This window comes from Microbacterium sp. 69-10, from assembly GCF_001897945.1.
Classification (GTDB): domain Bacteria; phylum Actinomycetota; class Actinomycetes; order Actinomycetales; family Microbacteriaceae; genus Microbacterium.
Map to the genome: position 1 here is coordinate 43,395 of NZ_MKRT01000033.1, position 15,692 is coordinate 59,086.

The 15,692-nt window shown below is 71.6% G+C and carries 16 protein-coding genes; 6 read left to right on the plus strand and 10 right to left on the minus strand.

From position 1 onward, the window contains the following. The 3 genes from BGN97_RS18145 to BGN97_RS18155 all read right to left on the minus strand — a co-directional run. On the minus strand, positions 1-404 hold a 404-nt coding region (locus BGN97_RS18145; protein WP_292704716.1), incomplete at its 3' end, for a phosphoenolpyruvate-utilizing N-terminal domain-containing protein. Further along, complete coding sequence (locus tag BGN97_RS18150; protein WP_285636068.1) at positions 401-679, minus strand: HPr family phosphocarrier protein; 279 nt, start codon at positions 677-679, stop codon at positions 401-403. The genes BGN97_RS18145 and BGN97_RS18150, both read right to left, overlap by 4 nt. Positions 680-681: 2 nt before the next feature. Beyond that, the gene (locus BGN97_RS18155; RefSeq protein WP_285636066.1) at positions 682-999 is read right to left on the minus strand and encodes a hypothetical protein; all 318 of its coding nucleotides are present in this window, start codon (positions 997-999) and stop codon (positions 682-684) included. Positions 1,000-1,160: 161 nt separating this feature from the next. On the opposite strand from BGN97_RS18155, the gene BGN97_RS18160 reads away from it, so the two are divergent. Then, complete coding sequence (locus BGN97_RS18160; RefSeq protein WP_292704686.1) at positions 1,161-3,071, plus strand: PRD domain-containing protein; 1,911 nt, start codon at positions 1,161-1,163, stop codon at positions 3,069-3,071. On the opposite strand, the gene BGN97_RS18165 is transcribed toward BGN97_RS18160, so the two are convergent. The 3 genes from BGN97_RS18165 to BGN97_RS18175 are packed head-to-tail and all read right to left on the minus strand — an operon-like array spanning position 3,058 to position 5,830. Then, positions 3,058-3,324: an HPr family phosphocarrier protein gene (locus BGN97_RS18165; protein WP_292704688.1), complete on the minus strand. Its 267-nt coding sequence runs from the start codon at positions 3,322-3,324 to the stop codon at positions 3,058-3,060. The genes BGN97_RS18160 and BGN97_RS18165 overlap by 14 nt on opposite strands. Further along, positions 3,321-5,000: a phospho-sugar mutase gene (locus BGN97_RS18170; RefSeq protein WP_292704690.1), complete on the minus strand. Its 1,680-nt coding sequence runs from the start codon at positions 4,998-5,000 to the stop codon at positions 3,321-3,323. Before BGN97_RS18170 ends, BGN97_RS18165 begins: the two co-directional genes overlap by 4 nt. Then, positions 4,997-5,830 (minus strand): purine-nucleoside phosphorylase, encoded by an 834-nt coding sequence (locus tag BGN97_RS18175; RefSeq protein WP_285636057.1) that lies wholly within the window; start codon positions 5,828-5,830, stop codon positions 4,997-4,999. Before BGN97_RS18175 ends, BGN97_RS18170 begins: the two co-directional genes overlap by 4 nt. A gap of 92 nt (positions 5,831-5,922) precedes the next feature. Here BGN97_RS18175 and BGN97_RS18180 point away from each other — a divergent pair, with 92 nt between their 5' ends. After that, positions 5,923-7,371, plus strand: a complete 1,449-nt coding sequence (locus BGN97_RS18180; RefSeq protein WP_292704692.1) for an NAD(P)H-quinone dehydrogenase — start codon at positions 5,923-5,925, stop codon at positions 7,369-7,371. Between the two features lie 66 nt (positions 7,372-7,437). On the opposite strand, the gene BGN97_RS18185 is transcribed toward BGN97_RS18180, so the two are convergent. Together BGN97_RS18185 and BGN97_RS18190 are read right to left on the minus strand one after the other, a co-directional pair. Further along, complete coding sequence (locus BGN97_RS18185) at positions 7,438-9,207, minus strand: biotin carboxylase N-terminal domain-containing protein (RefSeq protein ID WP_292704694.1); 1,770 nt, start codon at positions 9,205-9,207, stop codon at positions 7,438-7,440. A 70-nt stretch (positions 9,208-9,277) separates the two neighbouring features. Next, positions 9,278-9,934 (minus strand): Maf family protein, encoded by a 657-nt coding sequence (locus BGN97_RS18190; protein ID WP_292704696.1) that lies wholly within the window; start codon positions 9,932-9,934, stop codon positions 9,278-9,280. A 41-nt stretch (positions 9,935-9,975) separates the two neighbouring features. Here BGN97_RS18190 and BGN97_RS18195 point away from each other — a divergent pair, with 41 nt between their 5' ends. From BGN97_RS18195 to BGN97_RS18210, 4 genes are read left to right on the plus strand one after another with little or no spacing between them, the layout of a single operon-like run. Beyond that, on the plus strand, positions 9,976-11,172 hold the full coding sequence (locus BGN97_RS18195) for a TRAM domain-containing protein (RefSeq protein ID WP_292704698.1): 1,197 nt from the start codon (positions 9,976-9,978) through the stop codon (positions 11,170-11,172). Between the two features lie 49 nt (positions 11,173-11,221). Further along, entirely contained in the window at positions 11,222-11,884 is a 663-nt protein-coding gene (locus BGN97_RS18200; RefSeq protein ID WP_292704700.1) for a response regulator transcription factor, read from the plus strand. Next, positions 11,874-13,109, plus strand: a complete 1,236-nt coding sequence (locus BGN97_RS18205; protein WP_292704701.1) for an ATP-binding protein — start codon at positions 11,874-11,876, stop codon at positions 13,107-13,109. Before BGN97_RS18200 ends, BGN97_RS18205 begins: the two co-directional genes overlap by 11 nt. A gap of 51 nt (positions 13,110-13,160) precedes the next feature. Further along, positions 13,161-14,141, plus strand: coding sequence for a hypothetical protein (locus BGN97_RS18210; RefSeq protein ID WP_292704702.1), 981 nt, complete (start codon positions 13,161-13,163; stop codon positions 14,139-14,141). 287 nt (positions 14,142-14,428) lie between these two features. Here the strand turns inward: BGN97_RS18210 and BGN97_RS18215 are convergent, their stop codons facing one another. Together BGN97_RS18215 and BGN97_RS18220 are read right to left on the minus strand one after the other, a co-directional pair. Further along, positions 14,429-14,647, minus strand: a complete 219-nt coding sequence (locus BGN97_RS18215) for an acyl-CoA carboxylase subunit epsilon (RefSeq protein ID WP_292704704.1) — start codon at positions 14,645-14,647, stop codon at positions 14,429-14,431. A 13-nt stretch (positions 14,648-14,660) separates the two neighbouring features. Then, positions 14,661-15,692 (minus strand): carboxyl transferase domain-containing protein (locus BGN97_RS18220; RefSeq protein ID WP_292704706.1); only part of this gene is annotated, 1,032 nt, incomplete at its 5' end.

The window sequence follows — 15,692 nt, forward strand, 5'->3', positions numbered from 1 at the left end:
CGGGCCAGCACGCGCTGCGCGATGTCGTCCAGGTCAGCGGCGCGCTCGCCGAGGTACCCGCCCACGGCCTCGAGCGTCGCGCGGAACCCCGCGAACGCGTCGTGTACGGCCCACTCCGCGGTGGTGCCCTCGTCGATGCGCGCATCGACCTCGTCGGTCAGCGTCGGGTCCTCGGCGATCATCGCCTGGGCCTCGAGCACGTCCTGGGCGGCGCCGCCGGCGGCATCCGCCCGCTGCTGCAGATCCGCGGCGACGGCGGTCATGGCATCGCGGGCGCGCACGCGCTCGGCGTCGGCCCCGCGGGCACTGGTCTCGTGAGCGGGCTCGGGCAGGGCCGGCGCCATGCGCACGACGGGACCCGTCGCGATGCCCTGACCGATGCCGACTCCGCGCAGGATGCTCATGCGGCCTCGTCGTGGTCGGTGGTGAGCACCTCGACGAGCGAGTCCAGCACGGCCTCGGCGTTGTCGCCGTCGGCGCTGAGCACCACGTGGTCGCCGAAGTCGATGCCCAGCGCGACCACGGCCAGGATGCTGGCGGCGTTGACGGGCTTGCCGGAGTCCTTCGCGATCGTCACGGGGATGCCGGACTCCTTCGCCGCCTGAGCGAACAGCTTGGCGGGGCGGGCGTGCAGCCCGTGCGAGGAGCCGACCCGGACGGTGCGGGAGATGGCGGTCATGGTCATTCCTTCCGGTCGTGCGGCGCGTCCATCGCGTCGCGAACGAGGCGCAGCGTGCGGCTGCCGTCGATGTCGGTGAACGCGTCTGCCGGGAGCACGACGACGCGGGAGGCGGCGGGGAGGGCGGAGCGGATGCCGTCGGCCTGCGCGGCCAGATGCGGGCCGACCAGGACGAGGTCCACGCCGACGGCCGTGAGCGCGGTGCGCTCCGTGCCGGCCTCGGTGCTCCAGTCCAGGCCCGAAGCGGATGCCGCGCGCGCGAGGCGCTGCGCCACGAACGTGCTCGACGCTCCGGCGCCGCACACCACGAGAATCCGCATCGATCTCCCTCTCCATCCGGTCGCCCCAGTCTCGCCCTCGCTCTCAGCGCTCTTCCAGCAACGTTGCTTCCGCCCCCGCGGAACACCGGTTTCCGCCCCCGTCCGCTCGACGGCTGGCATCATGGAGGCGCAGGGACCATCTCGGCGAGGAAGGCGGGCGGATGTCGCGGCAGCGTCAGGATCAGCTGCTCGCCGTGCTCCGGCGGGAGGACTCCTGGGCGACGGCGGCGAGCCTGGCCGACCAGCTGGGCGTCACTCCGCGCAGCATCCGCTCCTACGTCGCAGCGCTGAACGCGCGCACCGCGGGCGCGGTGGACTCCGGGCCCGCAGGCTATCGCGCCGGTGCCGGGGCAGCCGCGGCGGCGGGGACACCCGATGCGCAGGGCACGCCGCGCGCCCGCCTGCACCGGCTGATACGCACGCTCGTCGACGAGGCCGAGGGCATCGACGTGTACGACACCGCGCTGGCGCTGCACGTCAGCGAGACGACGCTGGAGAACGACCTGGGACGGGTCCGTGCGCTCCTGGAGGGAGGGCGCGTCGCTCTCGAGCGCGACCGGGACCGGGTGCGGCTGCGCGGCGACGAGCAGGCCCTCAGGCGCCTGCTCAGCAGGCTGGCCCAGGACGAGATGGATGCCGGCCCGCTGCGCCCGGAGGCACTGCAGCGCGCACTCGCCCCCGAGGCGGTGCCGGCCGCCGCGATCGGGCCGTTCAAGTCGGCGCTCGTGCGCGAGCTCGGCGACCTGGGGTACTACGTCAACGAACTGGCGATCAGCGATGTGCTGCTGCACATCACGATCGCCGCCGAACGGGTCGCGGCCGGGCGCGCGCTCGCCGAGCGCACCGACTCCGCCTCGGAGGCGGTGCGGGTGGTCGGATCCGCGATCGCCCGGCTCGCTGACCAGCACTTCGGCGTCGCGCTCGGTGACGGCGACCGAGAGCATCTCGCGAACCTGGTCCTCACCCGCGTGGTGGCACCGGGCGAGCAGCCCCCGGCGGACGCGGCGCGGATCGTCGAGGCCGAGGTGGTGCAGGCCGTCCGAGCGGAGATCGAGCAGGCCGCGCGCGACTACCAGGTCGACCTGGTCGACGAGGCGTTCATCGTGCGCCTCGCCCTGCACGTGCAGAACCTGCTGCACCGGGCGCAGGAGAGCGCCTGGACGCGCAACCCGCTCACGCAGTCGCTGAAGTCGTCCTACCCGATGATCTTCGACGTGGCGGTGTCCATCGCCAGCGGACTGCACGACAGGCTGGGCGTGCCCCTGCAGGAGGACGAGATCGCGTACATCGCGATGCACGTCGGCGGCCGGCTGGAGCGCAGCCGCGCCGCGGACACCATCCTCACCGCCACGATCGTCTGCCCGGGCTACCGCGAGCTGCAGGAGCTGCTGCACTCCAGCGTGGATCGCTCACTGGGGAGGCTGATCGAGGTGGTCCGGGTGGACACCAGCATGGACCCCGACTGGTCGGCCATCGACACCGACCTGGTGCTCAGCACGATCCCCGCGGCGGGGACGGACGAACGGGTGGTGCGCATCACGCCGTTCCTCGCGGAGGCGGACATCGAGCGCGTGCAGCAGGCCGCCGCCCGCATCCGCCGGGCGCGCCGGCTCAGCCGCCTGCGTGAGGAGCTGCAGCGGTACTTCTCCGCGGACGCGTTCCTCTCCCCGGTGCCGGACGCCGGCGAGGAGACGATCATCCGGATGCTGGGCGGGATGCTCACCTCCGCGGGCCTGATCGGCGAGGACTACATCTCGGGCACGATCGAGCGGGAGCGGATGTCGTCGACGGCGTTCACGGACGCGCTGGCCGTCCCGCATGCGCTGCAGATGACCGCGCGCCGCACGGCCATCGCGATCGGAATCGCCGACGGCTCGGTCGCGTGGGGAGCGGGGCGGGTGCAGGTCGTCGCGCTCGCCGCGTTCAGCGAGGACGACAGGGACGCGTTCCAGACCGTCTTCGAACAGCTCGTCGAGGTGTTCAGCGAACGGGAGAGCGTGCAGCGCATCGTGCGGCGCGCGACCGGATTCGACGCGTTCCTCGACGAGCTCGTCGCCGTCATCGACGGCTGAGCACGGCCTCCAGTGCGTCGAGCAGCGCCGGCGCCTCCGGGGAGTCGGCCACCTCGAACGTGATCTCGTCCCCTGAGGCGATCGCCAGATCCATCACGGCCAGCACGCTGGTCAGGTCGGCGGTCTCCCCGGAGCGGGTCGTGACCCGGACCGGGGAGAGATGCGACTGCGCCAGGCGGGCGAGCTCGGCGACCGGGCGCGCGTGGGCGCCGTCGTCGACGCCGACCACGACCCGCCTGCGCAGGACGGTCATCCCCGCTCCGCGAGCAGCTCCCGCACCGCGGCCTCCAGCTCCGCCACGGCGGCGGCCGCCTCGGAGGCGGAGCCGGCCCTGGCGTCGATGTAGATCTTCAGCTTGGGCTCGGTGCCGCTGGGCCGGACCACCACGCGGGAGCCGTCGGCGAGGCGGTAGCGCAGCACGTCGCCGGCGGGAACACCCGCTCCGCCGCGCGAGAGGTCGTCGGCGGTCGCGACGGCCCTGGTGCCGAAGGATGCCGGAGGCTGGGCCCGCAGGGACGTCATGGTGTTCGCGATGATCGACAGGTCGTCCACGCGCACGGACACCTGCCCGCTGGCGAAGTGGCCGATCTCGGAGCCCAGCTCCTCGAGCAGACCGGCGATCGTGACGCCGCGCACGCGGGCGTCGGCGGCGAGACCCAGCAGCGCGACGGCGGCGGAGATGCCGTCCTTGTCGCGCACGGTGCCCGGGTTCACCAGGTAGCCGAGGGCCTCCTCGAAGCCGAACACCATGCCGGGCGCCCGGGAGATCCACTTGAAGCCGGTGAGCGTCTCGTGGAAGTCCAGGCCGTACGCGTCGGCGATCGCGCCGAGACCGGGGGAGGACACCAGGGAGCAGGCCAGGGACGCGCCGGGGGTGCTCTGCGCGGCCTTCGCCGCGCGCCAGCCCAGCAGAAGTCCGACCTCGTTGCCGGTCAGGCGGCGCCAGCCGCCCGCGGCGCTCTCGTCGGGGATCGCCACCGCGAGGCGGTCGGCGTCCGGATCGTTGGCGATGATGAACTCGGCGTCCACCGCGCGGGCCCGGGCGAAGGAGAGATCCATCGCGCCCGGCTCCTCGGGGTTCGGGAACGACACCGTGCGGAACGTCGGGTCGGGGTCGCGCTGCTCGTCGACGACGCGCGGCGCCGGGTAGCCGGCCGCCTTCACGACGCGCGAGAAGGTCTCCCAGCCCACGCCGTGCATCGCGGTGTACACCCAGCGCATCTCCTGCACGCCGAACGGGGCGTGGGCGACGGCCGCGGTCGCGGCGACGTAGGCGTCCACGACGTCCTCGCCCGCCACCTCGTACGCGTCCGAGCGCGGCAGCAGGCCCACGTCGCCGGCATCCGCCACACGCTGGATGTGCGCGGCGATCTCGGCATCCGCGGGGGAGACGATCTGCGAGCCGGCATCCGAGCCGCCCAGGTAGACCTTGTAGCCGTTGTCGTTCGGCGGGTTGTGGCTGGCGGTCACCATCACGCCGGCGTCCGCGCCGAGGTGGCGCACGGCGAACGCGAGCACGGGCGTCGGCAGCAGCCGGGGGAGCAGGATCGCGCGGAGGCCGGCACCGGCGAACAGCTCCGCGGAGTCCACCGCGAAGCGGCGCGAGTTGCGGCGGCCGTCGTAGCCGATCACGACCGTGGGGCGTGCGTCGTCCGAGCCGGACCGCTGCAGCAGGTACCCGGCGAAGCCGGCCGCGGCCTGGGCGATCAGCACCCGGTTCATGCGGTTGCTGCCGGCGCCGAGGGCGCCGCGCAGGCCGGCCGTGCCGAATGCCAGACGGGTCGAGAAGCGGTCCTCGAGGTCGGCGGTCGCGAGTGTGTCGCCGGCGGCGGCGCGGGTGATGATGCCGGCCAGCTCATCGCGGGTCTCGGCATCCGGGTCCTGACGCAGCCAGGCGCGCGCCTGGCCGAGGCGCTCGGCGGCGCTCACAGTGCCTCGATCACGCGGGCGAGGAGCGCGGAGATGACCGGCTCGGCCTGCTGACCGGCCTCGATGACCTCGGCGTGGCTGAGGGGCGTCTTCTGGATGCCGGCGGCCAGGTTCGTGATCAGGGAGAAGCCGAGGATCTCCATGCCCGCCTCACGGGCGGCGATCGCCTCGAGCGCGGTGGACATGCCGACGATGTGGCCGCCGATGGTCTTCGCCATCTGCACCTCGGCCGGGGTCTCGTAGTGAGGACCGCGGAACTGGGTGTAGACGCCCTCGTCGAGGGTCGGGTCGATGCTGCGCGCGATGTCGCGAAGGCGCTTCGCGTACAGATCGGTCAGGTCGATGAAGGTCGCGCCCTCCAGCGGGGAGTCGGCTGTGAGGTTGATGTGGTCGCTGATCAGCACGGGCTGACCCGGCTTCCAGGTCTCGCGCACGCCGCCGGCGCCGTTGGTGAGCACCATGATCTTGGCGCCCGTTGCGGCCGCGGTGCGCACCGAGTGCACCACGCGGCGCACGCCGTGGCCCTCGTAGTAGTGGGTGCGCGCGCCGATCACGAGCACGTTCTTCCCGGAGGCGGTGCGGATGCTGCGCAGCGTGCCCACGTGACCCTCGAGAGCCGGCTTGGAGAACCCGGTGACCTCGGTGGCGGGGATCGTCGCGACGGTCTCGCCGATGAGCTCGGCGGCCTTGCCCCAGCCGGAGCCGAGGGTCAGCGCGATGTCGTGGTGATCGACACCGGTCAGCCGCGCGATGTCTTCCGCGGCCTGGGCGGCGACCTCGAACGGCTTCGCGTCGGGCGCGTCGAGGGGGTGCGTGAGAGTGTCTTGCATGAGTCCACTCTAGGAATGTGCGGGGCGCACTGCCAGTACGGAGGACGTGCACGAGTCCGGACCGTCGCCGAGCCGACTGCCAGTACGGAAGAATGGAGTCCATGTCTCAGACTTCCTTCGCGAATCAGCAGAGCGTGGCCGTCCTCGGTGGCGGCCCCGGCGGATATGAGGCAGCACTCGCCGCCGCCCAGCTGGGCGCGGATGTGACCCTCGTGGAGCGGGTCGGGGTGGGCGGTTCCGCCGTGCTGACGGATGTCGTCCCGTCGAAGAGCCTGATCGCCACCGCGGACGCCGCCGTCGCGATCTCCGAGGCCAGCGACCTGGGCGTGCAGTTCTACGCGAAGGGCGCGCACGGCAAGCCGCTCAAGCCCGAGATCGCCATCAACCTCGCCGCCGTCAACAAGCGCCTGGTGGCGCTGGCCGGACAGCAGTCCGAGGACATGCGCGCCACGCTGCTCGAGGCCGGCGTGCGCATCCTCTCCGGCCACGGCCGTCTGGAGGGCCCGAACGCGATCGTCGTGGCCACCGGGCCCGGAGGCACGGACTTCGATCGCATCGAGGCCGACACCATCGTCGTCTCGGTGGGCGCATCGCCGCGCGAGCTCGATTCCGCGAAGCCCGACGGGGAGCGCATCCTCACCTGGACCCAGCTCTACGACATGAAGGCTCTGCCCGAGCACCTGATCGTGGTGGGCTCCGGCGTCACGGGCGCCGAGTTCGCCTCGGCGTACATGAACCTCGGCGCCGAGGTCACGCTCATCTCGAGCCGTGACCAGGTGCTCCCCGGTGAGGACGGCGACGCCGCGAAGGTGCTGGAGAAGGTCTTCAAGCGCGGCGGCATGCAGGTGCTGTCGAAGTCGCGCGCCGACAAGGTGGAGCGCACCGAGGACGGCGTGCTCGTCACGCTCTCCGACGGGCGCACGGTGGAGGGCAGCCACTGCCTGATGGCCGTCGGGTCGATCCCCAACACCCGGGGCATCGGGCTGGAGGAGGCCGGAGTCGAGCTGACCGAGTCGGGGCACATCCGGGTCAACCGGGTGGCGCGCACCTCGGTGTCGAACATCTACGCGGCCGGCGACTGCACGAACTTCTTCCCGCTGGCATCCGTCGCCTCCATGCAGGGGCGCACCGCGGTCTTCCACGCCCTCGGCGACATCGTCATCCCGCTGGAGCAGCGCAAGATCACCGCGAACATCTTCACCGCGCCCGAGATCGCCACGGTCGGCTTCTCGGAGCAGGACATCGAGAACGGCGCCGCCGACGGCATCGCCTACAAGCTGCCGCTGGCGGCCAACCCCCGCGCGAAGATGATGGGCATCAAGGACGGCTTCGTGAAGGTGATCGCCCGCAAGGGGTCGGGCACCGTCATCGGCGCCGTCGTCGTCGCGCCCAAGGCATCCGAGCTGATCTTCCCGCTGGCCGTCGCCGTGGAGCGCCGGCTGAACGTCGACCAGGTGTCGCGCGTGTTCGCGGCCTACCCGTCGCTGTCGTCGAGCATCACGGATGCCACTCGCGCGATGCACCTCGTGAACATCGGCTGACCGGCCCGCCCTCATACGCGAAAGGCGCGCCCCTCGGGGACGCGCCTTTCGCGTGAGAGCGTGCGATCAGCTGATCGTGAGCAGCTGGTGCCCGGCGGAGACCGTGGTCCCGGCGGCGGCGTCGATGTTGCCGATCACACCGTCCTTGTGCGCCTGCAGCGGCTGCTCCATCTTCATGGCCTCGAGCACCACGACCAGGTCGCCCTTGACGACGTGCTGGCCCTCCTCGACCGCGACCTTCACGATCGTGGCCTGCATGGGCGACTTGACGGCGTCGCCCGAGGCACCCGCGCTGGCGGTGCTGGCGTGCGTCCGGCGGGACGGCGGAACGGCGGCGGGGCGGCCGGCAGTACCGGAGACCGGTGCGGTCACGCGGTCGGGCAGGCTCACCTCGAGGCGGCGTCCGCCGACCTCGACGACGACGGTGTGACGACCGGGCGCGGCGGCCGGGTCCTCCAGCTCGCCGTCCCAGGCCGGGATGTCGTTGACGAACTCCGTCTCGATCCAGCGGGTGTACACGCCGAACTCGCCGTTCTCGGCGGTGAAGGCCGGGTCGCGCACCACCTTGCGGTGGAACGGCAGCGCGGTCGGCATGCCTGCGACCTCGAACTCGTCGAGCGTGCGGCGGGCGCGCTCCAGCGCCTCGGCGCGGTCGCGTCCGGTGACGATCAGCTTGGCCAGCAGGGAGTCGAACGCGCCGGAGACGGTGTCGCCCGCGGTGACGCCGGAGTCCAGTCGCACGCCGGGGCCGCCGAAGGTCTTGAACACCTTGATGGGGCCCGGCTGGGGCAGGAAGCCGCGGCCCGGGTCCTCGCCGTTGATGCGGAACTCGAAGGAGTGGCCCTGCGGGGTGGGGTCGTCGTAGTCGATGGTGCCGCCGGCCGCGATGCGGAACTGCTCGCGCACGAGGTCGATGCCGGTGACCTCCTCGGAGACGGGGTGCTCCACCTGCAGGCGTGTGTTCACCTCGAGGAACGACACGGTGCCGTCGGCGCCGATGAGGAACTCGCAGGTGCCGGCGCCCACATAGCCGACCTCCTTGAGGATGGCCTTCGACGCGGCGTACAGCTGCTCGTTCTGCTCGTCGGTCAGGAACGGCGCGGGCGCCTCCTCGACGAGCTTCTGGTGCCGGCGCTGCAGCGAGCAGTCGCGGGTGGAGATCACGACGACGTTGCCCTCGGCATCCGCCAGGCACTGCGTCTCGACGTGGCGCGGCTTGTCGAGGTACTTCTCCACGAAGCACTCGCCACGGCCGAACGCCGCGACCGCCTCGCGGGTGGCGGATTCGAACAGCTCGGCGACCTCGCCGAGCTCGCGGGCGACCTTGAGGCCGCGTCCGCCGCCGCCGTAGGCGGCCTTGATCGCGATGGGCAGGCCCACCTTCTCGGCGAAGGCGACGACCTCGTCGGCGGTCTCGACCGGTCCGGGGGTGCCGGGGGCGAGGGGCGCTCCGACCTTCTCGGCGACGTGACGCGCGGTCACCTTGTCGCCGAGGGCCTCGATCGCCTCGGGCGACGGGCCGATCCAGATCATGCCCGCACCGATGACGGCGCGCGCGAACTCGGCGTTCTCGGCCAGGAAGCCGTAGCCGGGGTGCACGGCATCCGCGCCCGAGCGGCGCGCGACGGACAGGATCTTGTCGATCTGCAGGTACGTCTCGGCGCTGGTCGAACCGTCGAGCGCGTACGCCTCGTCGGCGAGACGCGCGTGCATGGCGTCGCGATCCTGGTCGGCGTACACGGCGACGGAGGAGATCCCGGAGTCGCGGGCGGCGCGGACGATGCGTACGGCGATCTCGCCGCGGTTTGCGATGAGGACCTTGGCGATATCAGGCATGGGTTTCAGCCTAGCGGGGGGTCCGCCGGTTTTTTTGACGACCCTCGACAAGATATCGGGGGAACTGTCGTCAGGAACCTACGGCGGCGCTCCAGAGGTCCGTCCAGGTCACGCCGAGCTCTGCGGCGAGGCGTCGCAGGGTGGACAGCGACATGCCGACGACCGTGGACGGGTCGCCGTCCACCCGGGTGATGAAGGCGCCGCCCAGGCTGTCGACCGTGAACGCCCCCGCGACCAGCAGTGGCTCGCCGGTGGCGATGTAGGCGTCGATCTCGGCATCCGTCAGGTCGTCGGCGAAGGTGACACCCGCCGAGGCTGTGGCGGTGGCCTCGACGGGGGCGGTGCCGGGCGAGACCCGGAAGACGGAATGGCCGGAGTGCAGCACACCGGTGGCGCCGCGCATCAGCCGCCAGCGCTCCCGGGCGGCCTCCGGCGTGTAAGGCTTGCCGTAGACCTGGCCGCCGAGCGCGAACATCGAGTCGCCGCCGATCACGATCCCGTCGAAGTCCGGATGCTGCGCCGGAAGCCTGTGCGCGACGTCCGCGGCCTTGGCCCTGGCCAGCAGCAGCACGAGCTCCGCCGGAGCCAGCGGCGCACCGCGCTCCGCCTCGGCGGCGGCGCCCACAGCATCCTCGTCGACCTCGGGGGAGAAGATGAGCGGCTCGATGCCGGCCTGCCGCAGCAGCATGAGTCGGGCGGGAGACGTGGATGCCAGGCAGACGCGCATGCTCCCACGATAGGGCGCTCGCGGTGTGGGATCCTGGAACGATGACCTCCTCGCAGCCCACGCTCGACCTCGACATCACCGGAATCGCGCACGGCGGCACCTTCATCGCCCGGCACGAGGGGCGGGTCGTGTTCGTCCCCGACGCCGTTCCCGGCGAGCGGGTGCGGGCTCAGATCACGGATGCGAGCAAGGACTCCTTCTGGCGCGCCGAGACGCTGGAGGTGCTCGAGGCCTCGCCGCACCGCCGCGCGCACGTGTGGGCGGAGGCCGATGTATCGCGCGCGCCCGAGGACAGGGTCGGCGGCGCGGACCTCGGGCACATCGCCCTCGACCACCAGCGCGTGCTCAAGCGGCAGGTGCTGCAGGAGGCGCTGGACAAGTTCGCGGGCGCCGGGATCGAGGCCCCCGAGGTGCAGGCCGTGGACGCGGGTGACGGCACCGGCTGGCGCACGCGCGTCTCCCTGCACGTCGACGCCGACGGCCGTGTCGGCCCGTATGCGGCGCGCAGCCACCGCGTGATCGACGTGGCGACGCTGCCGCTCGCCCGCCCTGCGGTGGCCGACGCCGCCTTCGCGCTCCGGGCGCAGAAGCCCGGACGCGTGGACCTCGTCGAGCCGGGCGACGGCCGCGTGCGCGTGCTGCCTCGTCCCGAGGGCGGTCGACGCGGCAAGCAGGAGAGCGTCTACGAGACAGCGGGCGGACGCCGGTTCGCGGTGGACGCCGGCGGGTTCTGGCAGGTGCATCCGCACGCTGCCGACACGCTGCATCAGGCCGTCGGCGATGCGCTCGCCGGCCGCGTCGACGCGGATGCCACGCACTTCGACCTGTACGGAGGCGTCGGGCTGTTCGCCGCGACGCTGGGGGAGCAGGGCGCGAGCGACATCGTCACCGTCGAGTCCGACCGCCGCGCCACCGAGCACGCGCAGCAGAACCTCGCGGCGTTCGACGCGCAGGCGGTGACCGCCAGGGTGGACCGCTTCCTGACCGGTCTGCCCGAGGGCACCAGGGCGGGCGCCGTGGTGCTCGATCCGCCTCGCGCCGGCGCCGGACGCGGGGTCGTCGAGTCCATCCACGCACTCGACCCCGAGGCCGTCGTTTACGTGGCCTGCGATCCGGTCGCTCTGGCGAGGGATCTCGGCACGTTCCGCGGGATGGGCTGGGACGTGACCTCGCTGCAGGCGTTCGACCTGTTCCCGCACTCGCACCACTTCGAGGCCGTCGCGCTGCTCTCGCGCTGAGGCACCGCGGAATATCGGGCGCGTCCCGCGCACTGGGTAGGCTGGCGGCATGAGCACCGTCGCCCTCATCGACGACCACGAGTCGGTTCGTCTGGGACTCGAGGCCGCCTGTCAGCGTGACGGCGAGCAGGACGTCGTCTTCTCCGGAGCCACCGTCCGGGAGTACCTCGCCTGGCGTGCGGCGTCAGGCGCCCGGCCCGCCGACGTGGTGGTGCTGGATCTCACGCTCGGCGACGGCACGACAGTCACCGAGAACGTCGCGACGCTGGTGGCCGACGGTGCGAGCGTTGTCATCCACAGCGTCGCCGACCGTCCGGCATCCGTGCGGGAGGCGCTCGTCGCAGGAGCGGCGGGCGTGGTCAGCAAGTCGTCCGCGCTGGACGACGTGCTCGACGCGATCCGCACCGTCGCGCGGGGAGAAGCGCTGAACAACGTCGAGTGGGCCAGCGCCGTGGACGGCGACCGCGAGTTCGCCGATGCCCAGCTGTCCGTCCGTGAGCGCGAGGTGCTGCGCCTGTATGCGACTGGGCTGCCGCTCAAGGCGGTCGCGGAGCGGCTGGGTGTGGCGTACTCGACCGCGAAGGAGAACATCTCCCGCGTCCGGGTGAAGTACGTCGAGGTGGGGCGTCCTGCATCGACCAAGATGGATCTGCTGCGCCGGGCGATGGAGGACGGCATCGTCGCGCCGGAGGGCCTGACGAGTGCAGGGTGAGGTCCGCAGCATCCGGGACGCCTGGAGCAGCCTGCCGAGCCCCGGCGAGGTGGGCATCGGGCTGGAGCGGTTCACCGGTCAGCGTATGGAGCGCATCCTCGCCATCGTCGGGGCGATCGGCTCGACCGCGCTCGGCATCCAGGCGCTGCTCGGTGCCGTGACCCGTCTGATCCGACTGGACGGCCCGCACCTGGCGATCATGCTGCTGGTGTTCCTGCCGCTGCTGTGGATGATCATCGCCTGCGTCACCGGGCGATGGGTCAAGCAGGCGTGCGGGACGTTCGCGGTGGCTTACGCGCTGTCGCTGATGCTGTGGCCCGCGGTGGTGGATCGCTCGATCCAGGAGCCCGCCGCGCAGCCCTGGATCTTCTTCCTGGTGAACATCTGCGTGGTCGCGGCGATGCTCGCGTTCCCCGTGCGGCTCCAGTTCGCCTGGGCGCTCGGCGTGCCGCTCGTGTACGGCTACGTGCGACTCGCCCAGGGTGACTTCGCGCAGGGCTTCTGGATCACCACCGGATTCGACGTGTCGTTCACGATCATCCTCGGCATGGTGATCGTGTCGCTGGCGTGGATGTTCCGGCAGGTGGCGACCGGCGTCGACGACGCGCGCGACATGGCCGTGGAGACGTACGCGGGCGCCGCGGCGGCATCCGCGTCCGAGGAGGAGCGGGTCGCGATGGCGGCGCTGATGCACGACAGCGTGCTGGCTGCGCTGATCGCCGCCGAACGGGCCTCGAGCGACCGGGAGCGCACGCTCGCGGTCGCGATGGCACGCGAGGCGCTGACCCGGCTGGCCAACACCGAGGCGTCGATCGCCCAGGAGGGCAGCGACGAGCCGGTGAACCGCGCCCAGATCGTCGCGGAACTGCGCCGGACCCTGTCCGAGCAGGGCGCGGATGCCGTGGTCGAGGAGCGCGGGGTGTCGGCGGAGATCCCCGGAAAGGCGGCACGCGCGATGGTGCTGGCGGCGCGGCAGGCGATCGGCAACGCCCTGATCCACGCCGGCGGGCGCGGGCTGCATGTGGTGGCGGAGTCGGCGGATGCCGATCGGCTGACCCTCACGGTGCAGGACACCGGGCCGGGGTTCGATCCGGATGCCATCGGCGAGGACCGCCTGGGCATCCGCGCCTCGATCATCGCGCGCATGGCGGCCGTCGCCGGGTCCTCACGGATCACGTCGGACGACCGCGGGACCGTCGTCGAGCTGAGCTGGGAGCCGTCATGAGCAGGGAGCCGTCATGAGCAGGCAGCCGTCATGAGACGCACCGTACGCAGCATGACCACTGCGCTCGCCCTGGGGTTCGCGCTGTACTTCGCCGCGCGGGCGATCTGGTGGATCGAGCAGCCCACCGCGCCGCTGCTGATGGTCGCGGCCATCGGGCTGTACCTCGCGGCGGTGCTGACCGCCGTGCTCGCGTCGTCGGCCGGGTCCGTGCGGATGCCGGTGAGCGCGGCCGTGTTCGCGCTGATCGCGAGCGCCGTGGTGCCGGCGTTCGCGAGCATCGCGCTGGAGCGCGAGATGCGCAGCGCCCCCTTCGCGACCTGGTACATCGGCGCGATCGGGCTGCTCGCCGTGGTCTGCGTGGTGCGGCGGAATCCGATCGTGGGCTGGGTGTCGCTGGGCATCCTGATCACCGCGGCATCCACCTACCTGGGCATCGGCAATGCCTTCGAGCTCGGGCTCGTGGGGTCGATCACCTGGGTGGTGGTGGCGCAGCTGCTGGTGCTCTTCTGGGATCGCGCTGTCCGGGACACGGAGCGCCTGGCGGACGTGCAGCGGGCGGTGTCCGCGTGGCATGCGACGCAGCTCGTCCGGCAGCGGGAGCGTCGGGTGCGCGCGCAGCGGGCACTCGCGATCGCCGGGCCCGTGCTCTCGCGGACCGTGGCCGCCCATGGCGAGCTGACCCCGCAGGAGAGGCTCGAGGCCCGGCTGGCGGAGGGCACGATGCGGGACGAGCTGCGCGGGGCCGTGCTGCTCAACGACGCCGTGCGGCAGGCGATCTCGGATGCCCGCAGGAACGGGACCGTCGTGACCGTGTTCGACGAGGGCGGACTCGACGGCGTGGATGAGGAGCGCCGCAACGAGATCCGCGATGAGCTCGCGAGCGTGCTGGCGAGCGTGCATTCGAACCGGGTGATCATCCGCGCGGGACGCGACGATGAGATCGCCGTGACGGTGGTGGGGCGTGCGGCCGGCGGCGCGCACGACGACGATGCCGTCGACCTGTGGCATGAGATCCGCCGCACCGCGGACTGACGCACAGGCTGAAAAAGCGAGATCCCGCCGGCTGGACTCCGGCGGGACACGACTTTCGAAGAGAGTGGGCGAGGGGCGGCGAAGCCGCCCGCCCCTCGCCAGTGCGGAACAGCTACCCGAAAACTGTCCGCTGGGGGCGGTACTGCGTCTGCCTACCCTGGGGCGGAGCAGCCGCCTAACGCGAAGCGTTGATATAAGTCTGGCGGCTGTCAATAACTCTGTCTGTAGGTATTTCGGGGGACAAATTCGTCCGCTTTTCGACGAAAGTCCATATCCCCTTTGGCTGTTCAGCCAGAGAAACGACCCCAGGGGATATCCCGACGTAGGGGTCTGCGGAGTCCGCGCTGCGTGCGCTCCCACACGGACACGTGCGGCTCGTCGGCGACGGCCTCGTCGGTCTCGCGCGTGTAGGCGTCGCTGACCACAGCGAGGAGAGCTGCCAGCTCCTCCTCGGTGGGGTTCCCGCGGATGATCTCGATGCGGGGGGCGTCTTCGTGCTCGGTCATGATGGCTCGCCGGTCACAGCGGGATGTTGCCGTGCTTCTTGGCGGGCAGCTCGGCGCGCTTGCCCTTGAGTGCGCGCAGCGCCTTCGCGATCGAGACGCGGGTGTTCGCCGGCTCGATGATGCCGTCGATCTCGCCGCGCTCGGCTGCGAGGAACGGGCTGGTGACGCCGTAGGTGTACTCGGCGGCGAGGCGGCTGCGCACGGCGGCGACGTCCTCACCGGCCTCCTCGGCCTTCTTGATCTCACCGCGGTAGAGGATGTTGACGGCGCCCTGGCCGCCCATGACGGCGATCTCGGCCGTGGGCCAGGCGAGGTTCACGTCGGCGCCGAGCTGCTTGGAGCCCATCACGATGTACGCGCCACCGTACGCCTTGCGCAGGATGACGGTGACCAGGGGGACGGTGGCCTCGGCGTAGGCGTAGATGAGCTTGGCGCCGCGGCGGATCACACCGGTCCACTCCTGGTCGGTGCCGGGCAGGTAGCCGGGCACGTCGACGAGGGTGACGATGGGGATGGAGAAGGCGTCGCAGAAGCGCACGAAGCGGCTGGCCTTCTCGCCGGCCTCGATGTTCAGGGTGCCGGCCATCTGCGACGGCTGGTTGGCGATGATGCCCACCGAACGGCCCTCGACGCGGCCGAAGCCGATCACGATGTTCGGCGCGAACAGGGGCTGCACCTCGAGGAACTCGCCGTTGTCGACCACGTGATCGATGACCGTGTGGATGTCGTACGGCTGGTTGGGGGAGTCCGGGATGATCGTGTTCAGGCGCTGATCGGCATCCGTGGTCTCCCACTCGAACTCCGAGGCGTACGCCGGGAGCTCGGCCATGTTGTTGTCGGGGAGGAAGCTCAGCAGGGTGCGCGCGTAGTCGATCGCGTCGTCCTCGTCGGAGGCGAGGTAGTGCGCGACACCGGAGCGGGTGTTGTGCGTGTAGGCGCCGCCGAGCTCCTCCATGCCGACGTCCTCGCCGGTGACGGTCTTGATGACGTCGGGGCCGGTGACGAACATCTGGCTGGTCTTGTCGACCATGATGACGAAGTCGGT

Excerpts from the sequence above, each read along its gene's own strand:
- BGN97_RS18150 (WP_285636068.1), bottom strand. The coding sequence starts at position 679 with ATGACCGCCATCTCCCGCACCGTCCGGGTCGGCTCCTCGCACGGGCTG.
- BGN97_RS18155 (WP_285636066.1), bottom strand. The coding sequence starts at position 999 with ATGCGGATTCTCGTGGTGTGCGGCGCCGGAGCGTCGAGCACGTTCGTG.
- BGN97_RS18160 (WP_292704686.1), top strand. The coding sequence starts at position 1,161 with ATGTCGCGGCAGCGTCAGGATCAGCTGCTCGCCGTGCTCCGGCGGGAG.
- BGN97_RS18165 (WP_292704688.1), bottom strand. The coding sequence starts at position 3,324 with ATGACCGTCCTGCGCAGGCGGGTCGTGGTCGGCGTCGACGACGGCGCC.
- BGN97_RS18175 (WP_285636057.1), bottom strand. The coding sequence starts at position 5,830 with ATGCAAGACACTCTCACGCACCCCCTCGACGCGCCCGACGCGAAGCCG.
- BGN97_RS18180 (WP_292704692.1), top strand. The coding sequence starts at position 5,923 with ATGGAGTCCATGTCTCAGACTTCCTTCGCGAATCAGCAGAGCGTGGCC.
- BGN97_RS18185 (WP_292704694.1), bottom strand. The coding sequence starts at position 9,207 with ATGCCTGATATCGCCAAGGTCCTCATCGCAAACCGCGGCGAGATCGCC.
- BGN97_RS18190 (WP_292704696.1), bottom strand. The coding sequence starts at position 9,934 with ATGCGCGTCTGCCTGGCATCCACGTCTCCCGCCCGACTCATGCTGCTG.
- BGN97_RS18195 (WP_292704698.1), top strand. The coding sequence starts at position 9,976 with ATGACCTCCTCGCAGCCCACGCTCGACCTCGACATCACCGGAATCGCG.
- BGN97_RS18200 (WP_292704700.1), top strand. The coding sequence starts at position 11,222 with ATGAGCACCGTCGCCCTCATCGACGACCACGAGTCGGTTCGTCTGGGA.
- BGN97_RS18210 (WP_292704702.1), top strand. The coding sequence starts at position 13,161 with ATGACCACTGCGCTCGCCCTGGGGTTCGCGCTGTACTTCGCCGCGCGG.
- BGN97_RS18215 (WP_292704704.1), bottom strand. The coding sequence starts at position 14,647 with ATGACCGAGCACGAAGACGCCCCCCGCATCGAGATCATCCGCGGGAAC.